Here is a 20,340-nt window from a genome sequence, read left to right on the forward strand (position 1 = left end):
CCCGAAGAACCCAAAAAATGTGGTCCGACGCCAGCGTCGTCAGGAGTGGTCAACATCACGTCCCGCGATCATGAGTATGGAAACTCCAAAAGGAACCCGGAGATGGGGAGCCATTCTGATGTCGGCGTGAAATATGACACTGAGGATTCTGTTCAGGAACGCACTGTTGATCTGTGATTCGGAGGCCAGCTTGATGCCGAAAAGGTCGATCGCCCGGCGAGCGATCCAGATCGGCGCGAACAGCATGAAGTTGAAGTGATAGGCCCGGATCGGGGTCAATGAGGCTTTCATGACCTGCTGCCGCAGGAGCTCCATCCGGTACCGTCGCTTATGGTGCGCGACCCGATCCTGCAGGCCCCACAGGGACGGGAAGGCCGGAACGCTGATGAGCACCTTGCCCCCGGGCCTGAGCACACGTGCGATCTCGCGAAGCCCGGCCAGGTCATCGTCCAGGTGTTCGATCACGTCGGTCGCGAGAACCAGATTCACGGATTGGTCTTCGAAAGGCATCTGGCAAGCGTCGCCGAGGCGAACGGGGCCCAATCCCTTGCTCTCGCAGAACGCGATTGCGGCAGCGCTCAGATCGAGGCCTTGGACATCGCTGTAGCGAAGGTCGCGCAGCATGCCGAGATTGGTGCCGGTGCTCGTGCCCACATCCAGAATGGGCGTCGCCCGATCGGGGAACAGGGCTTCGATCTCGCGGCCGAAGAGGTGCCGGCGGCCGACGAACCACCAGTGGATCTCCTGGACCGCGGCTTCGACTTCATAAGTTGCCAAATCCATCGCGATGCTCGTCAGGCCGCTACGGGCTGGGGCGAGGGGACGTGCGAAGCAAGCGTCCTCTGCAACCCGAGCCAGGTCCACAGGAACAATCGGCGCTCGCGATGACCCGACAGATGTTCGGTACGAAAGCGCTCGGCGACTGCCGGATAGGTTCCTGTTACGGGTACCATGGGGATCGACGGACCGATGTCCTTCAGCCACTTCATGAGGGGAATGCCGAAACCCTTTTTCGGCCGCTCCAATATCCCGCGTGGGAGGAGCCCCTCCATTGCCTTTCGGAGGAGGTATTTTCGTTGTCCGTTTCGGAATTTGAAGCGATTTGGCAATCTGCTGCAGAAGTTGACGAGGTCGTTGTCGAGGAACACGGCCCTGGTCTCGAGCGAGTTCATCATCGCGGCCCGATCTGATTTGACGAGGATATCGCCCGGTAGATAGATGCGTGTGAAGAATTCCAAGGTGCGGTCGACGAGGTCACGGTTTTCGTTGCCATCCCAGACTTCGATCGCCTCCTGGTAGAGGTCTTCGAGAGAGATGGGCTCCTGCATCAGTTCGGCGATATCACGCGGCTCCAGGGCGGACATCCAGACCGGGTTCCACACCGACGAAGGGTAGGAGAGCCCGCTCAACGCGCGGCGAATCTTGAAATCGAGGCTCATATTGCGGGTCGAGAAGGGCATGAGCTCGGCAAGGCTCCTCAAGCTCTTGTGCAGCCCCGACGGCATCAGGCGGCCGTAGATGCTGGCGGGCGTCAGCGCCTTGAACGGATCATAGCCGGCGAAGAGTTCATCGCCGCCATCGCCGCTGAGCGCTACCGTGACGTGCTCGCGGGCAAAGCCGGAGAGCACATAGGCAGGCAGCAAGGAGGGGTCGCCAAGCGGCTCATCCATTCGGGACAGCACCCGCTCGATGAGGTCGCCAACGTGATCGAGGGTGAGATGGCGAGTGCGGTGCTGCGTCTCAAAAGCCGAAGCGACCTCCTGGGCGTACGTGGACTCGTCAAAGCTCGCTTCCTGAAAACCGATCGTGAAGGTCTGCAGGGCCGAAGCATCGACGCTCCTGGCAGCCATCGCGACGCACATGGAGGAATCCAGCCCGCCTGACAGGAAAATGCCCAAGGGGACATCGCTGAGTAGCCGGCGCGAGACCGCAGTCGCCAGGAGGCTTCGCAGCTCCTCCACGAGCGCCGGTTCGTCGGCATCGGAGAGGCTTTCGTCCGGCTCGATCCGGAACTGGTAGTAGGGGGTGACAACGGTATTTCCGGTCGCGACGTCATGTGTGAGGAAATGCCCTTCGGGAAGCTTCCTGCATCCCAAGTAGAGCGAATTGGCTCCGGGGAGATAGCCGTATGCGAGAAGCTTTTGGACGGATCGCGGATCGATCGATCGCGCGACCTCGCGATGGGACGCAAGAGCGGTGAGCTCGCTCGCGAAGGCGAACAAGCCGGGCTTGTCCGAGTAGAAAAGAGGCTTTTCTCCGAAGCGATCGCGCGCCAGGAAGATGCGCTGCCGGCGCCGGTCGAGAATGGCGAATGCGAACATGCCGTTGAGGCGGATCGGGAGCTCGGAACCCCATTCCTCGTAACCGTGCACGAGAACCTCGGTATCCGAATGATCCGACGCGAAGACATGGCCGTGCGCCTGCAGTTCGGCTCTCAATTCCCTATGATTGTAGATCTCACCGTTGAAAACGATGCCGATCTTTCCGTCCTCGTTCCACATCGGTTGGTGACCGCCGGCGATGTCGATGATCGATAGCCGACGATGACCGAGATAAACGCCGGCTTGCTCATCGGCAAAGGCGCCTTCGCCATCTGGCCCCCGATGGGCAAGCGCGGCGGTCATCGCCGTCAGATCTCTGCGATCACCGCGCCCGGCGAAGCCAGCGATGCCACACATCAAATCTTCTCGGGAAAGTTCACTACCTGCCGGACAACATAGGCGGTTCGCTCCTGCGACTCAAAATAAACGCGAATCAATATTTCGGCCAGGAGTCCAAGCAATATACTCAATATTCCGACGAGAAATGACATCGCTGATAAGAGCAGGAGCGGCGTCTGAATCATTGAGATTCCCTCAAAGATCTTCAGCGACAACATCCAGAGTCCGCTGAGCAGAGATAGCGCGAGCGAAAGCGCGCCAAATCCACCAAAAATGTAGATCGGTTTGACGAAAAACCGATCCAAGAACATAACGACGATCAGATCGAGCACGACCTTGACGATGCGCTCGAGGCCGTAATTGGAGACTCCAAAGCGGCGCGGGTAATGCCTCACTGGAAGTTCGGTGATCTTGGCTCCCATCCAGCTCGCATAGATCGGGATGAAGCGGTGCATTTCGCCATAAAGGCGTACGCCTTCGACGACCTCCCGACGATATGCCTTCAGCGTACAGCCGTAGTCATGCAGTGGAACACCTGAGATCTTGGAGATCAGCTTGTTGGCCATGCGGCTGACAAAATTTCGACTGATCGCCGCGTCCTTTCTATCGTTACGCCAACCTGATACCACATCGAAGCCATCATCCAACTTTGCAAGCAAAGCGGGAATGTCCTCCGGATCGTTCTGAAGATCGGAATCAATGGAAACGATGATGTCACCGGATGAATGATCGATCGCAGCCATCATCGCGGCCGTCTGGCCGAAATTCCGGCGCAGGCGGACGACCTTCAGCTCTGGGCGTTGTTCTGCCACACGCTGCAGCTTGGAGAACGAATCATCCTTGCTTCCGTCGTCAACGGCAACGACTTCGACCGATTGGTCGATCCCATCGAGAACGCTGAACAACCGCTCGAACAAGGGGCCGATATTCGCAGATTCGTTGTAGATCGGAATGATTACCGATAGCGACGGCGCTTTCGTAGTCGCCTTCCGGCTTGAATAGAGTGCCGCGGATCCGGTTACCATGGAGGGCGTTAATCCTATCTGACGAAGTCGAAAACGGCATAGCGTCTGACGACGCCCAAATGCAACATCTGATGTACTCCATCAAGTTGGGCCAGCTCGGGTGGAATGGGAGGCGCGCGCACGGACATGCGGCAATCCGCCTGCCGACGGCTGCTCCAGGTGAGGCGTGGCGAGACGCGACGTGAGGGCGCGCCGCGGCTCTTGTCGCTGCCCATCAGATCAGCTGCATACGTGGTTCGGCGCTGCGGATTTCGGAGCATATGATGGAGTATCGATACCAGTAATCTGCTCCAAGAAAACTCTATCCAAAAAGCTCTGTTTTCCTTGAGCAGATTGGCGCGATCGTGCTTTGCCGAAGTCGGGAGATTTAGTCTCGAACGATAATCCTTCAACGCGACGACGGCCCTCTGGTACGCAACAGAGTTCAAGCCAGATCGTCGCGTTCACGGGTGGTCGGCGATAACGGCAACGAAACAGACGAATGGGACGGCTAGTTGGGTTGGCGAGGTCCCGGCACCACGATCGGAGCTGCCAGGCGCCAGCGGGAACTGCGATATGAAAGACGGTAGGAAAGGTGATCGCGGCTTCGAAAAAATATAGCTAAGTCAATGACATATCAGTTTCAAGGTTCGAATCCCCTAGGGAGCGCCAATCTCTCCAAGATCCTCGATCGGGATCCCGAGCGCCATCCACGCGGCCATGTTTTCGAAGGCCGTGGGAACGCGGTGACGTTCCGTGCCAGCGGATCTGCCGAAGATCACACTGCGTCGCGAAGATCCCTAACGCGTTGCTCCGGCCGCCCCGTGCCCCAGCGCCGCCTTGTTCGCTTCGAGGAAGGCCTTCAGCACCTGCGGCTTGGTGCCCCATAGCATCTCGACCGCATTGGTGGTGAGCGCCACGCGGCCGAGGCGGGTGTTGGCGTCGAACGGCACGATCAAGCCATGGATCACCGGCTCGGGCACGCCCGCGGCAATGGCGCCGGCGGCGAGCTCGGCGTCGGTGACGTCGACCACTTCGACCGGCTTGCCGGTGACTTCGCTGGCCATCGCCGCGATTTCACGCGAGGTCAGTGCGACGGGACCGGTGACCGTCAGCGTGCGGCTGGTTTCGCCGGCGATCAGCGCGCCGGCAGCCGCCCGGGCCGCATCCTCACGCGGGAGGTAGGCGAGGGTGCCGGCGCCGGCCGAGGTGTACCATTTGCCGGATTGCAGGGCCGAGGGCAGGGCGTTCAGCAGGTTCTCGGCGTACCAGTTCATCCGCAGGATCGTGTAGGCGATGCCGCAGGCCTTGATCGCCTCCTCGGTGCCGAAATGTTCGGGAGCGAAGGGGATCGGCGAAGCCGGCTCGGGGGCCGGCATCGAGGTGTAGACGATGTGCCTGACCCCGGCTGCCTTGGCCGCAGCGACCGCGCTGGCCTGCAGCGCAGCGCGGCTCGGGCCGAGCACGTCGATCGAGATCAGCAGCAGCCGGTCGACGCCGTCCAGTGCCTTGATGAAGCCGGGCACGTCGCCGTAGTCGGCCCTACGCGTCTCGACGCCGGGGAAGTTCAGCTTTTCCGGCCGGCGCGAGCCGGCGATGATCTTGCCGCAGCAGCCGCGCTCCAGCAGCAGCTCGACGACGCGGCGGCCAAGCTTGCCGCCGGCACCGGCGACGAACAGGGTGGGTGAGGTGCTCATGTCGGGGGTCTCCGATAGTCCCATGGGTCGTCTCTTTGCTCAGTCGCCTCCGGCCGCACTTTGCGGGGCGCGCCGACGCCATGACGCTGGCCAATGGGCCGGCGCCGCGCTCCTCCGGCTTGTCTCGCCGGGCCATGATCAGTATAGTCAACAGGCTGCATTATTGAAATTATGATGTCAATATGGCTGGACAGTGACGTATGGACGATAACGCCTTAAGCCCGACAGCCGACGCATTGACCCGGCTCATTCTCGCCACGTTTCGAGCGGCCAACTTGGCCGTCACGTGGGGCGACAGGATCGTGGCGCCGTTGGGACTCACCAGCGCCCGGTGGCAAATCCTGGGGGCGATCATCGAGGCCGAGAGAGCCCAGCCGGTCGCGTGGTTGGCGCGCGATCTCGGGGCAAACCGCCAGAACGTGCAGCGGATCATCAATGACCTGGAAAAGGAGGGGCTCGTTGCATTTCAACCCAATCCCCACCACAAGCGTGCGCAACTCGTGGCGATGACGGAAAGGGGCCACCACGTGTACGGGGCGGCCGTTGAGCGATATACGCCACGCGCCAACATGGTTGCGGAGGGGTTCTCGGCAACGGAGATCGAGACGGCCGGCCGGGTGATGACGGCGCTGCGGGCCAGGCTCGAAGCACTCGAAGCTGAAGTACCCGCGAACGACTAATGCGATGCCGGGATGGGGTGTCGCGATCGCCGGCGCGGCAAGGCATTCCGCGCGTTGGGATCGGTCGGCCAAAATCGCCGGCAGCGGCGGGCCGAGCACCGGCCCTTTATCGTATCATGGCAAGCTGGTCAGGCCATCCGGTGTCGCGCGGTTGACGGTCGCGCAAAGCCGCTGGCTGCCTTGCGCCCACCCCGTCTTTGCAGAGCGTCGATCAGTGCGCCGCCAATTCCGCCGGCCGCTGGCCGGCCCTCGACCGCAAGTCAGGCCACACAGATTCCGGGCACCGCGACCGTTTGGAATAGGTGCGGGCTGGCACTGACGGATGCAGGATATGCTGAAACCCTCGCCCTGAAGTCAGGATGAGCGAAAGCGGCGCGGTAGGTCTCCATCGATTCCCACACCGCATAGTTCAGATAGGTCGGGCTCTCGCCGATCGCGCGGTGGAGCTGGGTCGAGATGAAACCCGGCTGGCGTTTCATGAACCGGGCGTCGTCGGTCCATGCCGCGAGAAAGGCTTGCTCCTCGGGGCCATCCACCATGATCAGGTTTATGAGCAGCACCGGTGCCGCATCAATGTCGAGCTGGCGCTCGATCGAGAATCTCTCGTCCAGTGGCTTGAAAATGGACATGCGGGCCTCCGTCCGTCCGTGCGAGAATGATGGCCTCATATATCTATATAGACATCATGATGTCAATTGAATCGTATGAATACAGTCTGCGATCGAAACCTCCCGATGTGATCCCGGGCCTGTTTGGCGCCGACAATCTCGCGGCTGCTCGGGATGACGGGCTCTGGTCGAGGACGAGCGGAAGCGACGTCCGCTCGCCGGCACTTCGTCCATGCCGGTTTCCCGGCCTTGAGTTTCGAGCACAGGCCGGACGTGGCGCGGCTGGATGAGGTCGTGCCACGCCATCCACTCGGCCATCTCCGCGATCGAAAGGCTGGCCGCGACGCGTCGGACGTTCGACCGCCGATCAGAACCTGATGTTGAAGTTCGCCCTGACCGATTGGTCTGAAAGACCGGAGCCGTACTGGGCGTTGTAGGAGACACCGAGCGCGGCGTTCGGCGTGACCGCATAGTCGAGCCCGGCTTCGACCACCGCCGCGTCGCGGGTGATCGGAACGCCGCCAATGGTAAAGGCGGCGCCGCCACCGGCAAAGCGCATCGCCGCGAGCGGCGTCACATCGCCGAAGGCATGACGCCAGCCGAACAAGGCCTTGGCGGTGAGGCCCGCGCCGTTGACCTCGAAGGTGGTCGAGACACGCAGGCCAAGCGTGGTGAAGGTCGCATCGGTGGTCGTCCCCGGGCTGGTCAGCGCCGCAGTTCCGCCCCGCTCGGCGAAGCGGTTCGTATGCAGGCGCACATGGGCGAGATTGGCGAAGGGCTCGAAGCCGAAGGCACCGGCACGCATGCCGTAGCCGAGTTCACCGAAGACCTGCGCCGTGCCGGCGTCGTAGGTGGCCTTGAGGTTGTCGCCGAAGCCCGGGAACACGACGCTCCGCGATGTCGAGACGTCGTGCCAAGCATAGGCGGCCCCCGACCGGAAGGCGAGATCGCCCCAGGTCGTGCCGGCATAAAGGCCGACATGGTAATTGTCGCTTGAACCCGAAGAGTGACGCTCCCTGACGTCGAAGGTGGTGCGGCTGTAGCCGGCGACCGCGCCCACGCGCCAGGTGTCGAACACCGGAGCATCCGCGCCGATGAAGAAGCCGCCGGTCGCCCGGTTGAGACGCGCCGCATTGCCGTCGCCGTCGGTGCGGCCCCAGGAGCCGAAACCCTGGCCCCAGACCGCCAGGCGATCGGTGTCCGCCGCGACCGTCACCGGTTTGCCGTCACCATAGGTCGTGACCGTGCGCGAGGCGCCGACGCCATGGAAGGCGGCGCGGACGCGGTCGTTGACGGCGTTGCGGATGAAGCGGCTGTCCTCGATCAGCGCGGTGCGAGCCGAGACATGGATCTCGCCGGAGAGCTGATCGAAGGCATAGCGTGCCTGGTTGGCCGACAGGTTGAGCACCGCGTTGTAGATGGGGGTGCCGAGGCCGAGGCTCTCGACGCCGCTGCCGGCCGCGATCTGGTTCGGCGTGATACCGACATTTTGGAAAGCGGTCCCGTTGCGGGTCATGGTCAGATAGACGTTGGTGGCGTCGTAGCTGAGCGAGGGATCGAGGAAGGCGAGATTCGAGGTCACGCCACCGAAACGATTGCGATTGACGTCGAAGCCGCCATTGGCGGTGAGGATCGTATAGATGGTCGCCGGCGCATAGATGCCCGCGCCCGCCAGCACCCGCACCGTGCCGCCGTCGATTGTCGCCAGACCGGTCGCGACGATCCTGTCCGACTGACCGGCCGCATTCACCTGCACCTCGTAGACCGAGGCCGGATTGAAGGTGATGTTGCCGGTGACGTTCAACGTGCCCATGCCGCCATTGCCCGGCGCGATCGTGCCGGAAACGACGGTGCCGCCCACCGTTCCGATGCCTTCGAGACGGGCCGCCGCTTGGATGTCCAGCGCGCCGCCCAGCGTGCCATTGACCGCCAGGATGCCGTTCTCGACGGTTGTCGCGCCGCCGAAACCGCCGGAATTGCCGGTCAGCTCGGTTCTGCCCGAGCCGACCTGGCGAATGGTGCCGGAACCGCCGAGGCTGCCGGCGAAGGTCAGGCCGTTGGAACGATTGAAGACGAGCGTGCCGTCATTGGCGATATTGCCGTCGATCGCGCCGGTGGTACCGCCATTTCCGAGGCGCAGCGTCGAACCGGCCACGATGTCCGTGCCGCCGGCATAGCTGTTGTTGGCGGTGAGACTGAGGTCGCCGCTGATGAGCCGCACCGCGCCGGAGCCGGAGATCGTGCCGCCGAATGTGGTGGCGTCGGAGCGGTTGAAGGCCAGCGTGGCGTTGTTCAGCACGTCGCCCGCAATCGAGCCGGTCGTGCCGCCATTGCCGATCCGCAGCGTCCCGGCCGCGATCGTCGTGCCGCCGGCATAGCTGTTCGCACCAGTGAGGATCAGCGTGCCGAGGTCGTTCTTCACTAGCCGGCTGTTGCCGCTCAGTTCCGCGGCGATGGTGGCGCTGTGAGCCGCGCCGGCGGGCGTGCCGTCGCCGACGCGGATGGAGGTCTCGCCACCCGCGCCGTTGAGCGTGACGGCAGCGCCGGCGACGGTCCAGCCCGCGCCGATGAACTGCATGCCGGTGGTCGTGATCGCGCCGGCGGAATTGTCGACGGTCACGGTCCCGGGATTGTTCTGGAACACGGCGAACTTGCCGCCCCAGGCCGCGGCGACCGAGCCGTTCAGGTCGGTCCAGTTGGTCGGGCCGGCGACCCATGTGCCGTTGCCGCCGTGGATCGTGCCGTCCGCCACCGTCGTCGTGCCGTTCCAGAACTGCGTCGCCGGGACCGGACCGGAGCCCCCATCGACGAGGAGGTTCACTTGATTGGCCACAGCGGTCTGGATCGTGCCGCTGGTACCGGCCGGCATGCTGCCGACATCGAGGACATTGTTGGTCAGCGTGCCGCCATAGTCGAAGATGCGATAGACGCCGGCGCCGAAACCGCCGATATCCGTCACGTTCAGCGTGCCGTCGAGTTTCAGGTTGCCGTTGACCATGAACAGACCAGCCCCGCCCGGCGTGCCGAGCGACACGTTGACCTTGCTGTTCGGGCTCAAATCCAGCGACCCCATCGTCAAGGTCTGGCCGGCGCGGCCTTCGAGCGCGCCGTTATTGTCCACCACCACCTGGCCGGCGATGCTGCCCTTGCCGCCCAGCGTGCCGTTGGCTTCGGCCCGGACGTCGCCCAGGATCGAGCCATTGACCAGCAGCCGTCCGCCGCGCACGTCGGTCCCGCCCGTGTAGGTGTTGGCGCCGGTCAGCGTCAGCGTGCCGGTGCCGCTCTTGACCAGACGGCTCCGCGTGCTCGGCGTTATCCCATCCGCTTCCGTGCCATAGGGGATGTCTTCCATCACGCCGGAGAAGACGTCGTTGCCGTTCAGGTAACCCACATCGAAGCTGCCGCGCAGCGTGCCGCTGCCGGAGATCGAGCCGACAGGCGGTATGAAGCCGCGTCTGCCGGTCGCTTCGACGAAACGATTGCCCGATGTCACATAGAGGCCGCCCTCCACCAGGCCGCCATTGTTGATGATGGTCAGGTCCCTGGCGTTGGTCAGGGCGCTGATCACCAGCCTGCCGGTTGCCTGGTTGGTGATCGTCGCATCCCCGGCATATCCCGTGCTCGCGGAATGGGTGGTGTCGAAGAAGAGCTCTCCGGCATTGGTGATGGCGAGATGCCCGCTTGGGCCGGCACCGAACAGCAGCGTGCCGTTGGCGCCGATGGTGACAGGTCCTGAGCCGAGCGCGGTCGCCTCGTAGTCCGCCACCAGGATGCCGGCATCCACCGTCGTGCCGCCGGCATAGGAATTGGCGCCCCGCAGCGTCAGGATGCCGTCGCCGCGCTTGCGGATGCCGCCCGCACCCTCGATCGGCGCGGCGATGACGTTGTCGGCGCGGGCGGCGCCCGCCGTCCAGCCGACATCGAAAGGTGTCGCGGCATTGGCGATGGTGAGCTTGCCGCCGGCGCCGGCATTGAAGCGATAGGCGGTATAATAAAAGCCGGGGTCCGTCGCCGGCGGGAGGAAGGTCAGGCCGGTGATGGCCTGCGCGCCCTCCACGGTGATGGTGGCGGCCGATCCGGACCGCGGCGCGAAGACCGCCGTCTGGGACGCCCATGGCGCATTGATCGAGCCGGCCTGGTTGGTCCAGTTGGTGTTGGAGCTGTTCCAGGTGCCGGTGCCGCTGCGACCATCGGCGACGTTGCCCGGCGTCATGTTGGGGCCGTCCCAATATTGCGCGTTCGCGCCGATGGCGGGGATGATCAGGTTGACCCGCCCAGCCGTCGCCGCGTCGATGGACCAATCGCCGGGATTGAAGCCGGCCGGGACGCTGGTGACGACCAGCCCGTTATTGGTGAAAGCGCCGGCGTAATTGGCCAGCCGGTATGTGCCGGTGGAGAGACCGCCCGCGTCGGTCACGTTGAGCTTGCCGTCGAGCGTCAAGCTGCCCGCGATGTCGAACAGAGCGGCATTGCTCGGCGCACCCAGCGCGACATTGACGTTGCTGTTCGCGTTGAGCACCAGCGAACCCAGTTTCAGCACCTGGCCGGCCCGGCCTTCCAGAATGCCGCCGTCGGCGACCGTCACGGCACCGGCAATGGTGCCGGTGCCTCCCAGCAGCGCGCCGGAGGACACCAGGACGGGCCCGGCGCCGTCCGTGCCGCCGCCGAGCCTGTTGTCGACATAGAGCCTGCCGCCGAGCACGTTGACCTGCCCGATAAAGCCGCCCAGCTGGCTGCTGTCGCCGGTCAGATGCGTGGTGCCGGCCCGGACGTTGACCGTGCCGTTGCCAAGAAGACTCGGTGCGAAGGCATAATTGGTCGACGTGTGATTGAAGTTCAGCGTGTCCGAAGGCGTGTTGAAGGCGACACCGGCCGCCGTCAGCGTTCCGGGCGCCGCGGCGACCGTGGCGCCGCCGATCGTGAGGGTTCCAACCGAGCCGGCGACGCTATCATCCCCGAGATAGAGCAGCCCCGCATAAGTCGCCGGATTGAATATGCCGTTGTTGATGGAAACCGTACCGCCGTCCGCGATCGTCAGCGATCCACGAGCGCCCTGACTGCCCGCCCAGATGTAGGTCGATGCGACAAGCGATGACCCTGCGCCGGTGACAAGTACATCACCTGTCGTCGGCGACATGGCATTGCCGGCTGTTGCGTTGGTACCGAGCATGACTGTGCTGCTCGTGAGCCTGCCGCCGCCGCTGATCTCCACCGTGCCCTGGCCGCCCGGGCCAACCGAGAGCGAGCCGGTCGCGACCTCGCCGCCGTTCTGCACGAACAGGCTGGCGACGCCGCGATTGCCGACGGAGAGAAACAGGGTGTTGCTCCATTTCGAGCCCGCGCCCGTCACCGTCGCCGTGCCGCTGGAGCCGGGATTGCTGGCGATGGTGCCGCTTGCGCTGGCCACTTGCGCGCCCGCCGACACGGTCATTTCGCCGCGTCCCTCATAACCGAGCGTCAATTGGCCCGTGTGGTCCCAGCGCGAGGCTGCCCCGGTCACCGTGACCTGGCCGAGCGCGCCGGCCGCGCCGCCGATATTGCCGCTCTTGCTGGACAGTTGCCCGCCGGATTCGACAATGGCCTGGCCGACGCTGCCCGCCGATCCGGCGGCCCAGCCGCCAAGGTTCAGAACATCGAACTGCGCCCTGCCGCCGGTCGTCAGGTGGAGCGTGCCCCGTCCCGTGCCGACCGAGCCGAAGGTGATGATCAGATTGCTGTTATCGGCCTGGAACAGGCCGTTATCGGCAACCGTCAGCGTGCCGGTGCCGGAGCCGCCCACGGAATATTCATAGGCGGAATCGGTGAGTTGCCATTTCGAGCCGGCGCCGGTGACCAGCGCCGTGCCGACGCCGCCGGTCCCGCAGCCGATGCAGGCGCCCAGGCTGGTCACCGTGCCTCCGTTGGACACGACCAGGTGGCCCGTGCCGTTATAGCCGAGCGTCATCGACGCCAGCCACCCCTGATCGTCCAGCACCGAGCCGGCGCCATCGACCGTGATGGTGCCGGTGGAATTGGCATACATGCCTGCGGTGGCGCCAAGGGTGCTGGTCACAGTGACCTTGCCGCCGTTGCGGAGGGTGAGGTCGCCGGTGCCGTAGGAACCGACGAAGAGCTGACCGATGTTCCAGGTGGCGGCATCCACGACGGCCGTGCCGTGACTGCCCGCGTCGGTGCCGACATAGCCGAGCGAACTGCTGACCAAGGCGCCGTTCAGCACGTCCAGTCGTCCGGTGCCGGCGCGGCCGACGGCAATACCGGCCGCCGAAAGACCGGCGCCGGCGCCCGACACCGCGATGGTGCCGTTGCCGCTGGCCTGGTCGCCGATGAGCAATGAGAAGACACCGGAACCGGCATAGCCATTGACGACCAGCGTGCCGCCGGCGGTAAGGTCGAGCCTGCCCGTGGCCGTCCCGCCGACGATGAGCGTTCCGGCCTCGGCGCCCGCGCTGCCGATCACGGCGGGGCTGACGGCTCCGTTGTTGATGATGGCATTGTAGGGATAGAGCCCGCCGGCGGTCCAGGGACCCGGCACGCCGGAATTCCAGCTGGTGGCGTCGAACCAGTTGGAAGAACCCGCGCCGGTCCATGTGGTCGTCTGCGCCCAGGCCGCCGATGGCAGCGCGGCGGCGAGGGCGACAAGGGCGCTCGTCGCCAGCAGGAACGGCATGAGCTGGGTACCGAGGGGCCGGGGAGCCGGCATGCCCGCCATCGCGCCAGGTTTGAAGATCGACCTGTCCGTCTGGTTCCCCATGTCCGATCCGCCCCCAAGATTCATGTTCGACGACAAGCGAGGGCCTTGTCCTTTTCGACAGGCGCCCCTCCAGACGTAGGGTAGGAAACGGTGGTCTCGGCGCTACAAGGTGGGAACGGACACAAGCGGACAATTGAGGACGTTTTGGATGGGAGAGACGGAAAAGGCCGAAGGCGGCGCGAATCGTCTGCTGAAGGGCTGGAAGGAAATCGCCGCCTTTTTCGGCCGGGACGAACGCACCGTCCGTCGCTGGGCCGAGGCCACGGAACTGCCGGTTCACCGCGTACCGGGCCGTCGGCGTGCCGCCATCTATGCCTATTCCAGCGAGCTCAATCTGTGGCTGAGAAGCCGGAGCGGGCGTGAGGCGCTGGGGGAGCCGGGGCCGGTTGCGCCAGCGCCCCCGCCGCAGCCCGTTTCAGCGCCCCCCGTGCTGGCCCGCTCATGGCGGTCGGCCGGCTGGGCCGCCGCTTTGGCCGGCTTTCTGCTGGCTGCCGGCGCCGTGGCCGGCTGGCGGCTCGATCTTGCGGCACAGCGTGTGTCCGGCGACAAGGCCGCGGCCGGCGCGGAACAGTTCTATCTCGACGGGCTCTACAATCTGGAGACCCGCACCGCCGACGGTCTCATCCGCGCGATCGGCCTGTTTACGCAGGCGCTGACGCAAGACCCCAATTATGCACTTGCCCATATCGGGCTGGCGGACGCCTATAATCTGGTGAGCCAGTACACGACCGTGCCGCCGGGAGAGGCCTATCCGAAGGCCAAGGCCGCGGCCGAACGCGCCATCGCCCTTGCGCCCGAGGCATCGGGCGGCTACGCTGCGCTCGCCTTCAACGCCTATTACTGGGAACGCAATTTTCCTGGCGCGATGAGGCTGTTCGAGCGGGCCATCGCGCTCGATCCCGCCAATGCCCGCGCCCGCCACTGGTATGCGCTGGTGGCCATGCAGGACCGGCGCTTCGACGTCGCGTTGCGCGAGATCGCGACGGCGCAAAGGCTCGACCCCAAGGCGCCGTCCATCTTGGCCAACAAGGGGCTGATCCTGTTCCATGCCGGCCGGATCGACGAGGCCTTGGCGATCCTGCGCCCTCTCGCCGAGACCGAGCCGTCGATGCTGTCTCCGGCCGCCTATCTCGCCACCATCTACCTCGCGACCGGGCGAGACCGGGATTTCCTGCGGGAATTCCGCCGCGCCGCCATGCTGTCGCGCAGCGCCGAAGATCGCGCCATAGCCGACGCGGCCGAGGCCGGCCTTGGCGATGGCGGCCGGCAGGCCATGCTTTCGGCGATGCTGGCGGAGCAGCAGCGCCTGCATGATGCCGGCCGGCAGCCTGCGTTCAAGCTGGCCTTGACGGCGGCCATGACCGGTGACGACGGATTGGCCTTCGACTATCTCGCCCGCTCGGTCCAGCGCAAGGAACAGGAGCTGGCGGGCATCCGGATGGAGCCGGCGCTCGCCAGGTTTCGCAACGACCATCGCTTCAACGTGATCGTCGCCGAGGCGGGGCTTTCCCCGGCCACAAGCCGGCAAGCCGATGCCGTCAATCCGTGATCGCGCGCCGTCCGGCGAGGGCGATCCCGACAGGCGTGGACGGATATCAGGGCGCGCCGCGTGAGGCAGGGCGCGCCTAAGGCGCGGGAAACAGCGCCGCCGATCGCCCGGTGAGCCGATAGGCCAGAAGTCCGAGCCATTCGTGGGTCATGCGGTCGACCAGGTCCAGGCCGCGGCTCGCCGGCGTGATCGGCTGCCGCAATTCCTGATCGGTGCCGCGCGTCTCGAAATCCACCGGATAGGGCACGACGTCGAAGCCGGCCGCGCGGAACAGGCCGATGGCGCGCGGCATGTGCCAGGCCGAGGTGATCAGGAGCCAGCGCTCGCCCGGCTTGGGCTCGATCATCCGCCTGGTGAAGACCGCGTTCTCCCAGGTGTTGCGGCTTGCCCGCTCGATGGTGATCCGCTCGGGTGCGATGCCGAGCTCGATGAACAATGTCCTGGCCGCCTGGGCTTCGTCGCGCTCATCGCCGGAAAATACCGCGTCTGAGCCGCCGGTGAACACCAGCCGGGCCTGCGGGTAGCGGCGCGCCAGCACCACCGCCTCGGTGATCCGGCTGGCCGCCGCGACGACCTGCACCTGGCCGCCGCGCGCCGCGGTGGTCATCTGCTCGATCGAGCCACTGAGCACGACGATGCCCGTCGGCGCCGGCATGTCCTGGGACTGGAGGGGAAAGCGGTTTTCCAGCGGTCGCGCCAGCAGGATGCCAAGCGGCGAGAGGCCGGCGAGCACCACGCCGATGGCGCCGAGAATGACGCAGCCGCGGCCCCAGCGGGCCAGGCGCGTGGCCTGGAGCAGCGCGCCGAAGGCGACCAGCCCGACAAGCACATTCGACGGCGTGACCAGCCACCAGACGATCTTGGATGCGTAGAAGAACATGATGGCTCCGGTCCCGCGCGCTGCGATCCTCCCGAACGATGCGCCGCCGATCCGCGTGCGCCGCGAAGGCTTCGACTTCGGCTTCACCCCCCCGGATCAGGCGGCCGCCGTCCCCAGCCGAGCGCGGAGGCGAGCCCTGGCAGGAGGTTCAGGTGCCTGTGGATGTAGATGGCCATGGCGACGTTCCACGCGACAATGGTCATGGTGGTGGCCATTGCCGCTCCGATCGGGCCATAGCGCGGGATCCACAGGGCGCAGGCGACGATGTTCAGGCCGGCGCTGGCGATCATCATTGCCGCGGCAGCCCGCTCGTGGCCGGTCATGATCAGCAGGTTCTGCTGCGGTCCGACCGCCGCGGCGAAGACCTGTCCGATCACCAGGACGTAGGCGATCGGCGCGCTCGCGTCGAAATCCTGGCCGAACCAGCGCAGCAGCGGCGCCATGACCGCCAGAAGCGGCAAGGCCAGAATGGCGGCGCCGGCGAGCGATAAGGTGCAGGCATTGGCGAAGACCTTCTGCAGCGCCTGCCTGTCGCCGAGCGCGTGAAGCTCCGAGATCGTCGGGGCGAACATGGTCCCCACGGCCACCCGCGGCAGCACGATCAGCATGGCCACATTGAAGCCCACCGCGAAAATGCCGGCATCCCTGATGTTGCCGGTCCAGCCGAGCAGCATCACGCCGGTACGGGTCATCAGCATGTCGAGGCCGGTGATGACCATGAGCGGAAGCACCGAGGGCCACCAGTCGCGCACGGCATAGCTCGGGCTCACGCCGCGCAGCTCGGGCAGCCAGAGCCGGCGGGCGATCAGGCACACCAGCGCGACCGTCGCCGCGCAGCTCAGCACCAGCGCGGCGATCACCAGCCGTGCGTCCGGATGGCGCGACACCGTCAAGGCGATCAGGGCAACGAGGGCGAGCAGCAGGCCGTCGCGGACGATGCGCTCGGGCACGAGGGCCGAGACGACCCCGCCAAGGATGCGCAGGATGGCGCCGCCGAGGAGATACATGGTGATCAGCGGGACGGCCGCCATGCCGATCACCAGGCTCTGCGCGAGTTCCGCGGGCATCTGCGCGGATGAGGCCATGACGATCAGGGCGCCGGCAAGGGCGGAGGCGACTGCGGCGGCAAGCGACCAGGCCAGGGCAAACCGGATATGGCCGCGCGCCAGCGACCACTGCCCCTTGGCGCCATAGGCCGGCACGAAACGCAGCATGGTGACGTGGAAGCCCAGCGTCGCGCCATAGGCCAGCACGCTGATCCAGGCCAGGACGTAGGAGTATATGCCGAAGCTTGCCGCGCCCATCAGCCGGGCGATCACCAGTTGCGACAGAAATGTCAGCGCCGCGCCGCCGACATAGGCAAACAGGGCCCAGATGCTGGCGCTGGCGAGGCGCTGGGCCAGGTCACGGCTGGCGCGGGCCGGTCTCGAAGCGGCGCTTTCGCCGGGTTGCACATATCCGTCCCGCGACGAAGCCGCCGCCCCGGCATGGCCGGCGCGCGTGCGCCGATCGGTCTGGTCTGTGAGGTCGGTCGGCATCGCAACGTCCCATCATCGGCCAGGCGCACGGCTGAATGCGGCACGCGCCCGGCGCGCGCGCTTCGTTCCTGGCTTCTCGGCCGGCAAGAGGTGAGAGGCAGGTTATGAAGCGGCCAGGTCGCCGTCCTCGTTCATTCGAATGACATCGCCCGAAAATCGGCCGGCGGAGGCCGTCAGCGGGACCGAAGCGGGGCGGCGCTGTATTCGGGTCGGCCCGGGATCGGGAATGGCCTTGCCGGCGCGCCGGCTTCGCCTCTGGCCAGGCCCGCTTCGCGTCGCTCGGCGGCAAGGCGGGCGAGAAAGTCCTGTTGCAGGGCCAAAAGCTCGGCCCGGGCCGCGTGCTGCCTCATGGCATGGTCGGCATCCCGGATGAGCCGCTTCTCGACACCGGCGAGCGCGGTCGCCTCCCGTCCGTCCGGGCCCATGTAGAGCGAGAGCTCGTCGAGGGCGGGATCACCTTCGCTATAGACGAGCAGGACGCGGGTGCCGCGTTTCGACAGCGCGCGAAAGCCCGCGGCGACGGTGTTGCCGCCGAGCGGCGCGCCGCCGGGCGCCCATCGCCCCGCGCGCCTTTGAAACGCCAGGAAGGCAGGCTTGGCAAGGCCGCGGGCGAGCGAGAGCAAACGCTGCTTCCAGAGCGCCAGCCACCGTTGCGCCGGCCTCAGCTCCGCGTCGGCCTCGCGCATCTTCGAAGCGATACGGGCCGGCTGGGTTTTCATCCAGGCGTCCGCAAGCAGCCTGTGGCGCGGCCCCCAGACGAAGCATTGCAGGTTGACCAGCACCAGCGCGGAGATGCGATGGTCCGCGAGGGCCGCATGGAAGGCGTGATGGGCGCCACTGCAAATGCCCGAGACCGCGAAGGCGGTGAAGCCGCGGTGCCGCAGGCAATCGACGGCGGCGACGATCTCGCCGCGGTTGGCCGCGTCGTAATAGAACGGCGTGAGCTTCTCGCATGCGGCGCGGCTGTCGCCGATGCCGGAAAAATCCATGCGCAGCGAGGCGATGCCCCGGTCCGCGAAAGCGCGCGCCATGGTCACGCTCATGCGTACCCAGCCGCCATGCGGCAAGCCGCCGCCGTTGACGAGGATGACGGACTGGCCGGTGCGGACGCGCGGGAGGCAAAGGATCCCGGCCAGCCGGCCGTCGGGCCCGAACGTGATTCCCTGTTCGCTGAAGCAGCCGGTGGCAAGCGGCTGCGATGGCCGCGGCGCGATGGCCACGGCGGCGGCGGGCAGGCCCCGGCGTGCCCAGGCGACGAGCCCGTCGATCGCCGCGAAGGGGGCCTCCGACGCGGTGGGGTCGCAGATCATCCGCTCATAGCCGGTGAAGAGCATCGTCCTGGCCGCCGGGAAGCGCGCATGGACGGCCTTGGCCGCGTCCTTGGGCGCGACGATCAGCATGTCGGCGACCGAGGCCGCGTTCGGCCAGTCGAGGCCCTTGATCGCCGCCACCGTCTCCTCGGTGAAATGAAAGCCCGCGACCGTGATGCCGCTCGGCTCCGCGTCGGTCGCGATGGTGATGATGCGCGACAGCGCGGCCTGCTCGCGCATATGGGCCTTGCCGGAACTTGGCGGCGCCAGCAAAGCGAGCATCGCGACGTCCGGTCGGACGGCCGCGACGTCGGCCGCGACGAGGGCGCCGAACCGCAGGCCGATCAGCGCGACCTGGTCGACGGCGGCCTGCGAGCGAAGCCAGTCGATGGCGCGGTGAACATCGGCTGTCCAGCGCGCGAGCCGGCCGGGATCCTTCTCGCGGCCGAGCGAATCCGACGTGCCGTGAAAATCGAAACGCAAGGTGGCGATGCCCGCATCGGCCAACCTGTCGGCCAGGATGCGCAAGGTGCGGCGCGAGCACAGTTCCTCGAAGCCGAGCGCGGGCACCAGCACGACGCCACGCCGACTGATTGTGCGGCCAGCCGCGGGATGAAACCAGCCCGCGCATCCCTCGATTGTCGCCGGGACCATCATTCGCCTCCCGGAGGCAACGATTGGATCAGCAGGCTAGGGTGGGGACGTTCCCGGCCGGCGTGAAGACCGGCATGGGGAGTACCCCGAATTCATGCCTCGATCTCCATTCGCGGCGGGGGCGCCGCGCACGGCGGATGCCGGTTTTTCGAGGCGATCCCCGCTGGTTGTCGCCGCGAAGCGCTGGCCCTTCGGCCAGTATCCGGGCCGACCAGCGGCGGGCAAAGCTGGCGCCTCGGGCCGATCGCGGCCCTCCAAGGGTGCTCCGGGGCGTTCGGGGTACTCCGATACGATCGACGCTCTCCCTTCGCGATCCCGCTGTTCCCGCCTGATCGTCACGCCGCGGCGTATCGCCGGTACGCCGGGCCGCCCGCGATCGGGTCCGGCGGTCGCTTTGCCCCATCGCGGAGGCTCTGAGCCCGCGCCGTCACGACAGGCCGCGCAGCACCAGCCGGGCGACGCCCTGGGCCCGGGTTCGCGCATTCAGTTTGCCGCGCGCGGTGTCGATATGGAATTTCACGGTCGTGGCCGAGATCGACAGGATCGTGCCGATTTCCGGGTCGGTCTTGCCGGCTGCCACCCAGCGCAGGCATTCGTCTTCCGCCAAATGGCGTGCCTTGCCTGGCTCTTTCGTCTCGGTGGAACCGGCGATGGACGCGGGAGGGGACGCCAGCCGCGCCATGCGTCACGGAACCATTGTCAGGCGGCGGCGTTGTCCCGGTGCTTCCGCATGGGAGGGGCAGAGATGAATGAGACACAGATCGGCTGGATCGCGGCCATCATCGTCGGCGGCTTCGCCGGCTGGTTCGCGCAGATGTTCATGCGCGCCAATACCGGCATTATCGGCAATGTGATCCTCGGCGTGGTCGGCGCGGCGATCGCCAGCGCCCTGCTGGGGCTGCTCGGCGTCTCGTTCGCCGGCACGCTCGGTTACCTGGTCGCCGGCTTCATCGGCGCCTGCCTCCTGATCGGTGTCGGTCGGGCGGTGCGGGGTTAGGCCGGCGTTTGG

13 protein-coding genes are annotated in these 20,340 nt (G+C 66.1%); 3 read left to right on the plus strand and 10 right to left on the minus strand.

Annotated elements, in window-relative coordinates; genetic code table 11:
* Positions 1-39: 39 nt before the first annotated feature.
* From AC07WJ_RS16420 to AC07WJ_RS16435, 4 genes are all read right to left on the minus strand, one after another.
* Entirely contained in the window at positions 40-783 is a 744-nt protein-coding gene (locus AC07WJ_RS16420) for a class I SAM-dependent methyltransferase (protein WP_494935687.1), read from the minus strand.
* An 11-nt stretch (positions 784-794) separates the two neighbouring features.
* Positions 795-2,678, minus strand: a complete 1,884-nt coding sequence (asnB, locus tag AC07WJ_RS16425; protein ID WP_494935688.1) for an asparagine synthase (glutamine-hydrolyzing) — start codon at positions 2,676-2,678, stop codon at positions 795-797.
* Positions 2,678-3,685, minus strand: coding sequence for a glycosyltransferase family 2 protein (locus AC07WJ_RS16430; RefSeq protein WP_494935689.1), 1,008 nt, complete (start codon positions 3,683-3,685; stop codon positions 2,678-2,680). The genes asnB and AC07WJ_RS16430 overlap by 1 nt, the downstream gene beginning before the upstream one ends.
* A gap of 779 nt (positions 3,686-4,464) precedes the next feature.
* Positions 4,465-5,361 carry an NmrA family NAD(P)-binding protein gene (locus tag AC07WJ_RS16435; RefSeq protein WP_494935690.1) on the minus strand — a complete coding sequence of 299 codons (897 nt, stop codon included), beginning with the start codon at positions 5,359-5,361 and terminating at the stop codon, positions 4,465-4,467.
* Between the two features lie 200 nt (positions 5,362-5,561).
* Here AC07WJ_RS16435 and AC07WJ_RS16440 point away from each other — a divergent pair, with 200 nt between their 5' ends.
* Positions 5,562-6,041, plus strand: a complete 480-nt coding sequence (locus AC07WJ_RS16440; RefSeq protein WP_494935691.1) for a MarR family winged helix-turn-helix transcriptional regulator — start codon at positions 5,562-5,564, stop codon at positions 6,039-6,041.
* A 260-nt stretch (positions 6,042-6,301) separates the two neighbouring features.
* On the opposite strand, the gene AC07WJ_RS16445 is transcribed toward AC07WJ_RS16440, so the two are convergent.
* Together AC07WJ_RS16445 and AC07WJ_RS16450 are read right to left on the minus strand one after the other, a co-directional pair.
* Positions 6,302-6,670, minus strand: coding sequence for an antibiotic biosynthesis monooxygenase family protein (locus tag AC07WJ_RS16445; protein ID WP_494935692.1), 369 nt, complete (start codon positions 6,668-6,670; stop codon positions 6,302-6,304).
* A gap of 346 nt (positions 6,671-7,016) precedes the next feature.
* Positions 7,017-13,349 (minus strand): autotransporter domain-containing protein, encoded by a 6,333-nt coding sequence (locus AC07WJ_RS16450; protein WP_494935693.1) that lies wholly within the window; start codon positions 13,347-13,349, stop codon positions 7,017-7,019.
* A gap of 199 nt (positions 13,350-13,548) precedes the next feature.
* Here AC07WJ_RS16450 and AC07WJ_RS16455 point away from each other — a divergent pair, with 199 nt between their 5' ends.
* The gene (locus tag AC07WJ_RS16455) at positions 13,549-14,949 is read left to right on the plus strand and encodes a tetratricopeptide repeat protein (protein WP_494935694.1); all 1,401 of its coding nucleotides are present in this window, start codon (positions 13,549-13,551) and stop codon (positions 14,947-14,949) included.
* Between the two features lie 76 nt (positions 14,950-15,025).
* On the opposite strand, the gene AC07WJ_RS16460 is transcribed toward AC07WJ_RS16455, so the two are convergent.
* The 4 genes from AC07WJ_RS16460 to AC07WJ_RS16475 all read right to left on the minus strand — a co-directional run bounded on the left by AC07WJ_RS16460 (position 15,026) and on the right by AC07WJ_RS16475 (position 20,013).
* On the minus strand, positions 15,026-15,829 hold the full coding sequence (locus AC07WJ_RS16460; RefSeq protein WP_494935695.1) for a YdcF family protein: 804 nt from the start codon (positions 15,827-15,829) through the stop codon (positions 15,026-15,028).
* 83 nt (positions 15,830-15,912) lie between these two features.
* Positions 15,913-17,367, minus strand: coding sequence for a lipopolysaccharide biosynthesis protein (locus tag AC07WJ_RS16465; protein WP_494935696.1), 1,455 nt, complete (start codon positions 17,365-17,367; stop codon positions 15,913-15,915).
* A gap of 173 nt (positions 17,368-17,540) precedes the next feature.
* Positions 17,541-19,331: a serine aminopeptidase domain-containing protein gene (locus AC07WJ_RS16470; RefSeq protein WP_494935697.1), complete on the minus strand. Its 1,791-nt coding sequence runs from the start codon at positions 19,329-19,331 to the stop codon at positions 17,541-17,543.
* Between the two features lie 427 nt (positions 19,332-19,758).
* On the minus strand, positions 19,759-20,013 hold the full coding sequence (locus AC07WJ_RS16475; RefSeq protein ID WP_494935698.1) for a helix-turn-helix domain-containing protein: 255 nt from the start codon (positions 20,011-20,013) through the stop codon (positions 19,759-19,761).
* Positions 20,014-20,076: 63 nt separating this feature from the next.
* On the opposite strand from AC07WJ_RS16475, the gene AC07WJ_RS16480 reads away from it, so the two are divergent.
* On the plus strand, positions 20,077-20,328 hold the full coding sequence (locus AC07WJ_RS16480; protein ID WP_494935699.1) for a GlsB/YeaQ/YmgE family stress response membrane protein: 252 nt from the start codon (positions 20,077-20,079) through the stop codon (positions 20,326-20,328).
* Positions 20,329-20,340 lie beyond the last annotated feature (12 nt).

Source organism: Phreatobacter sp. GW821-FHT04C01 (assembly GCF_059420385.1).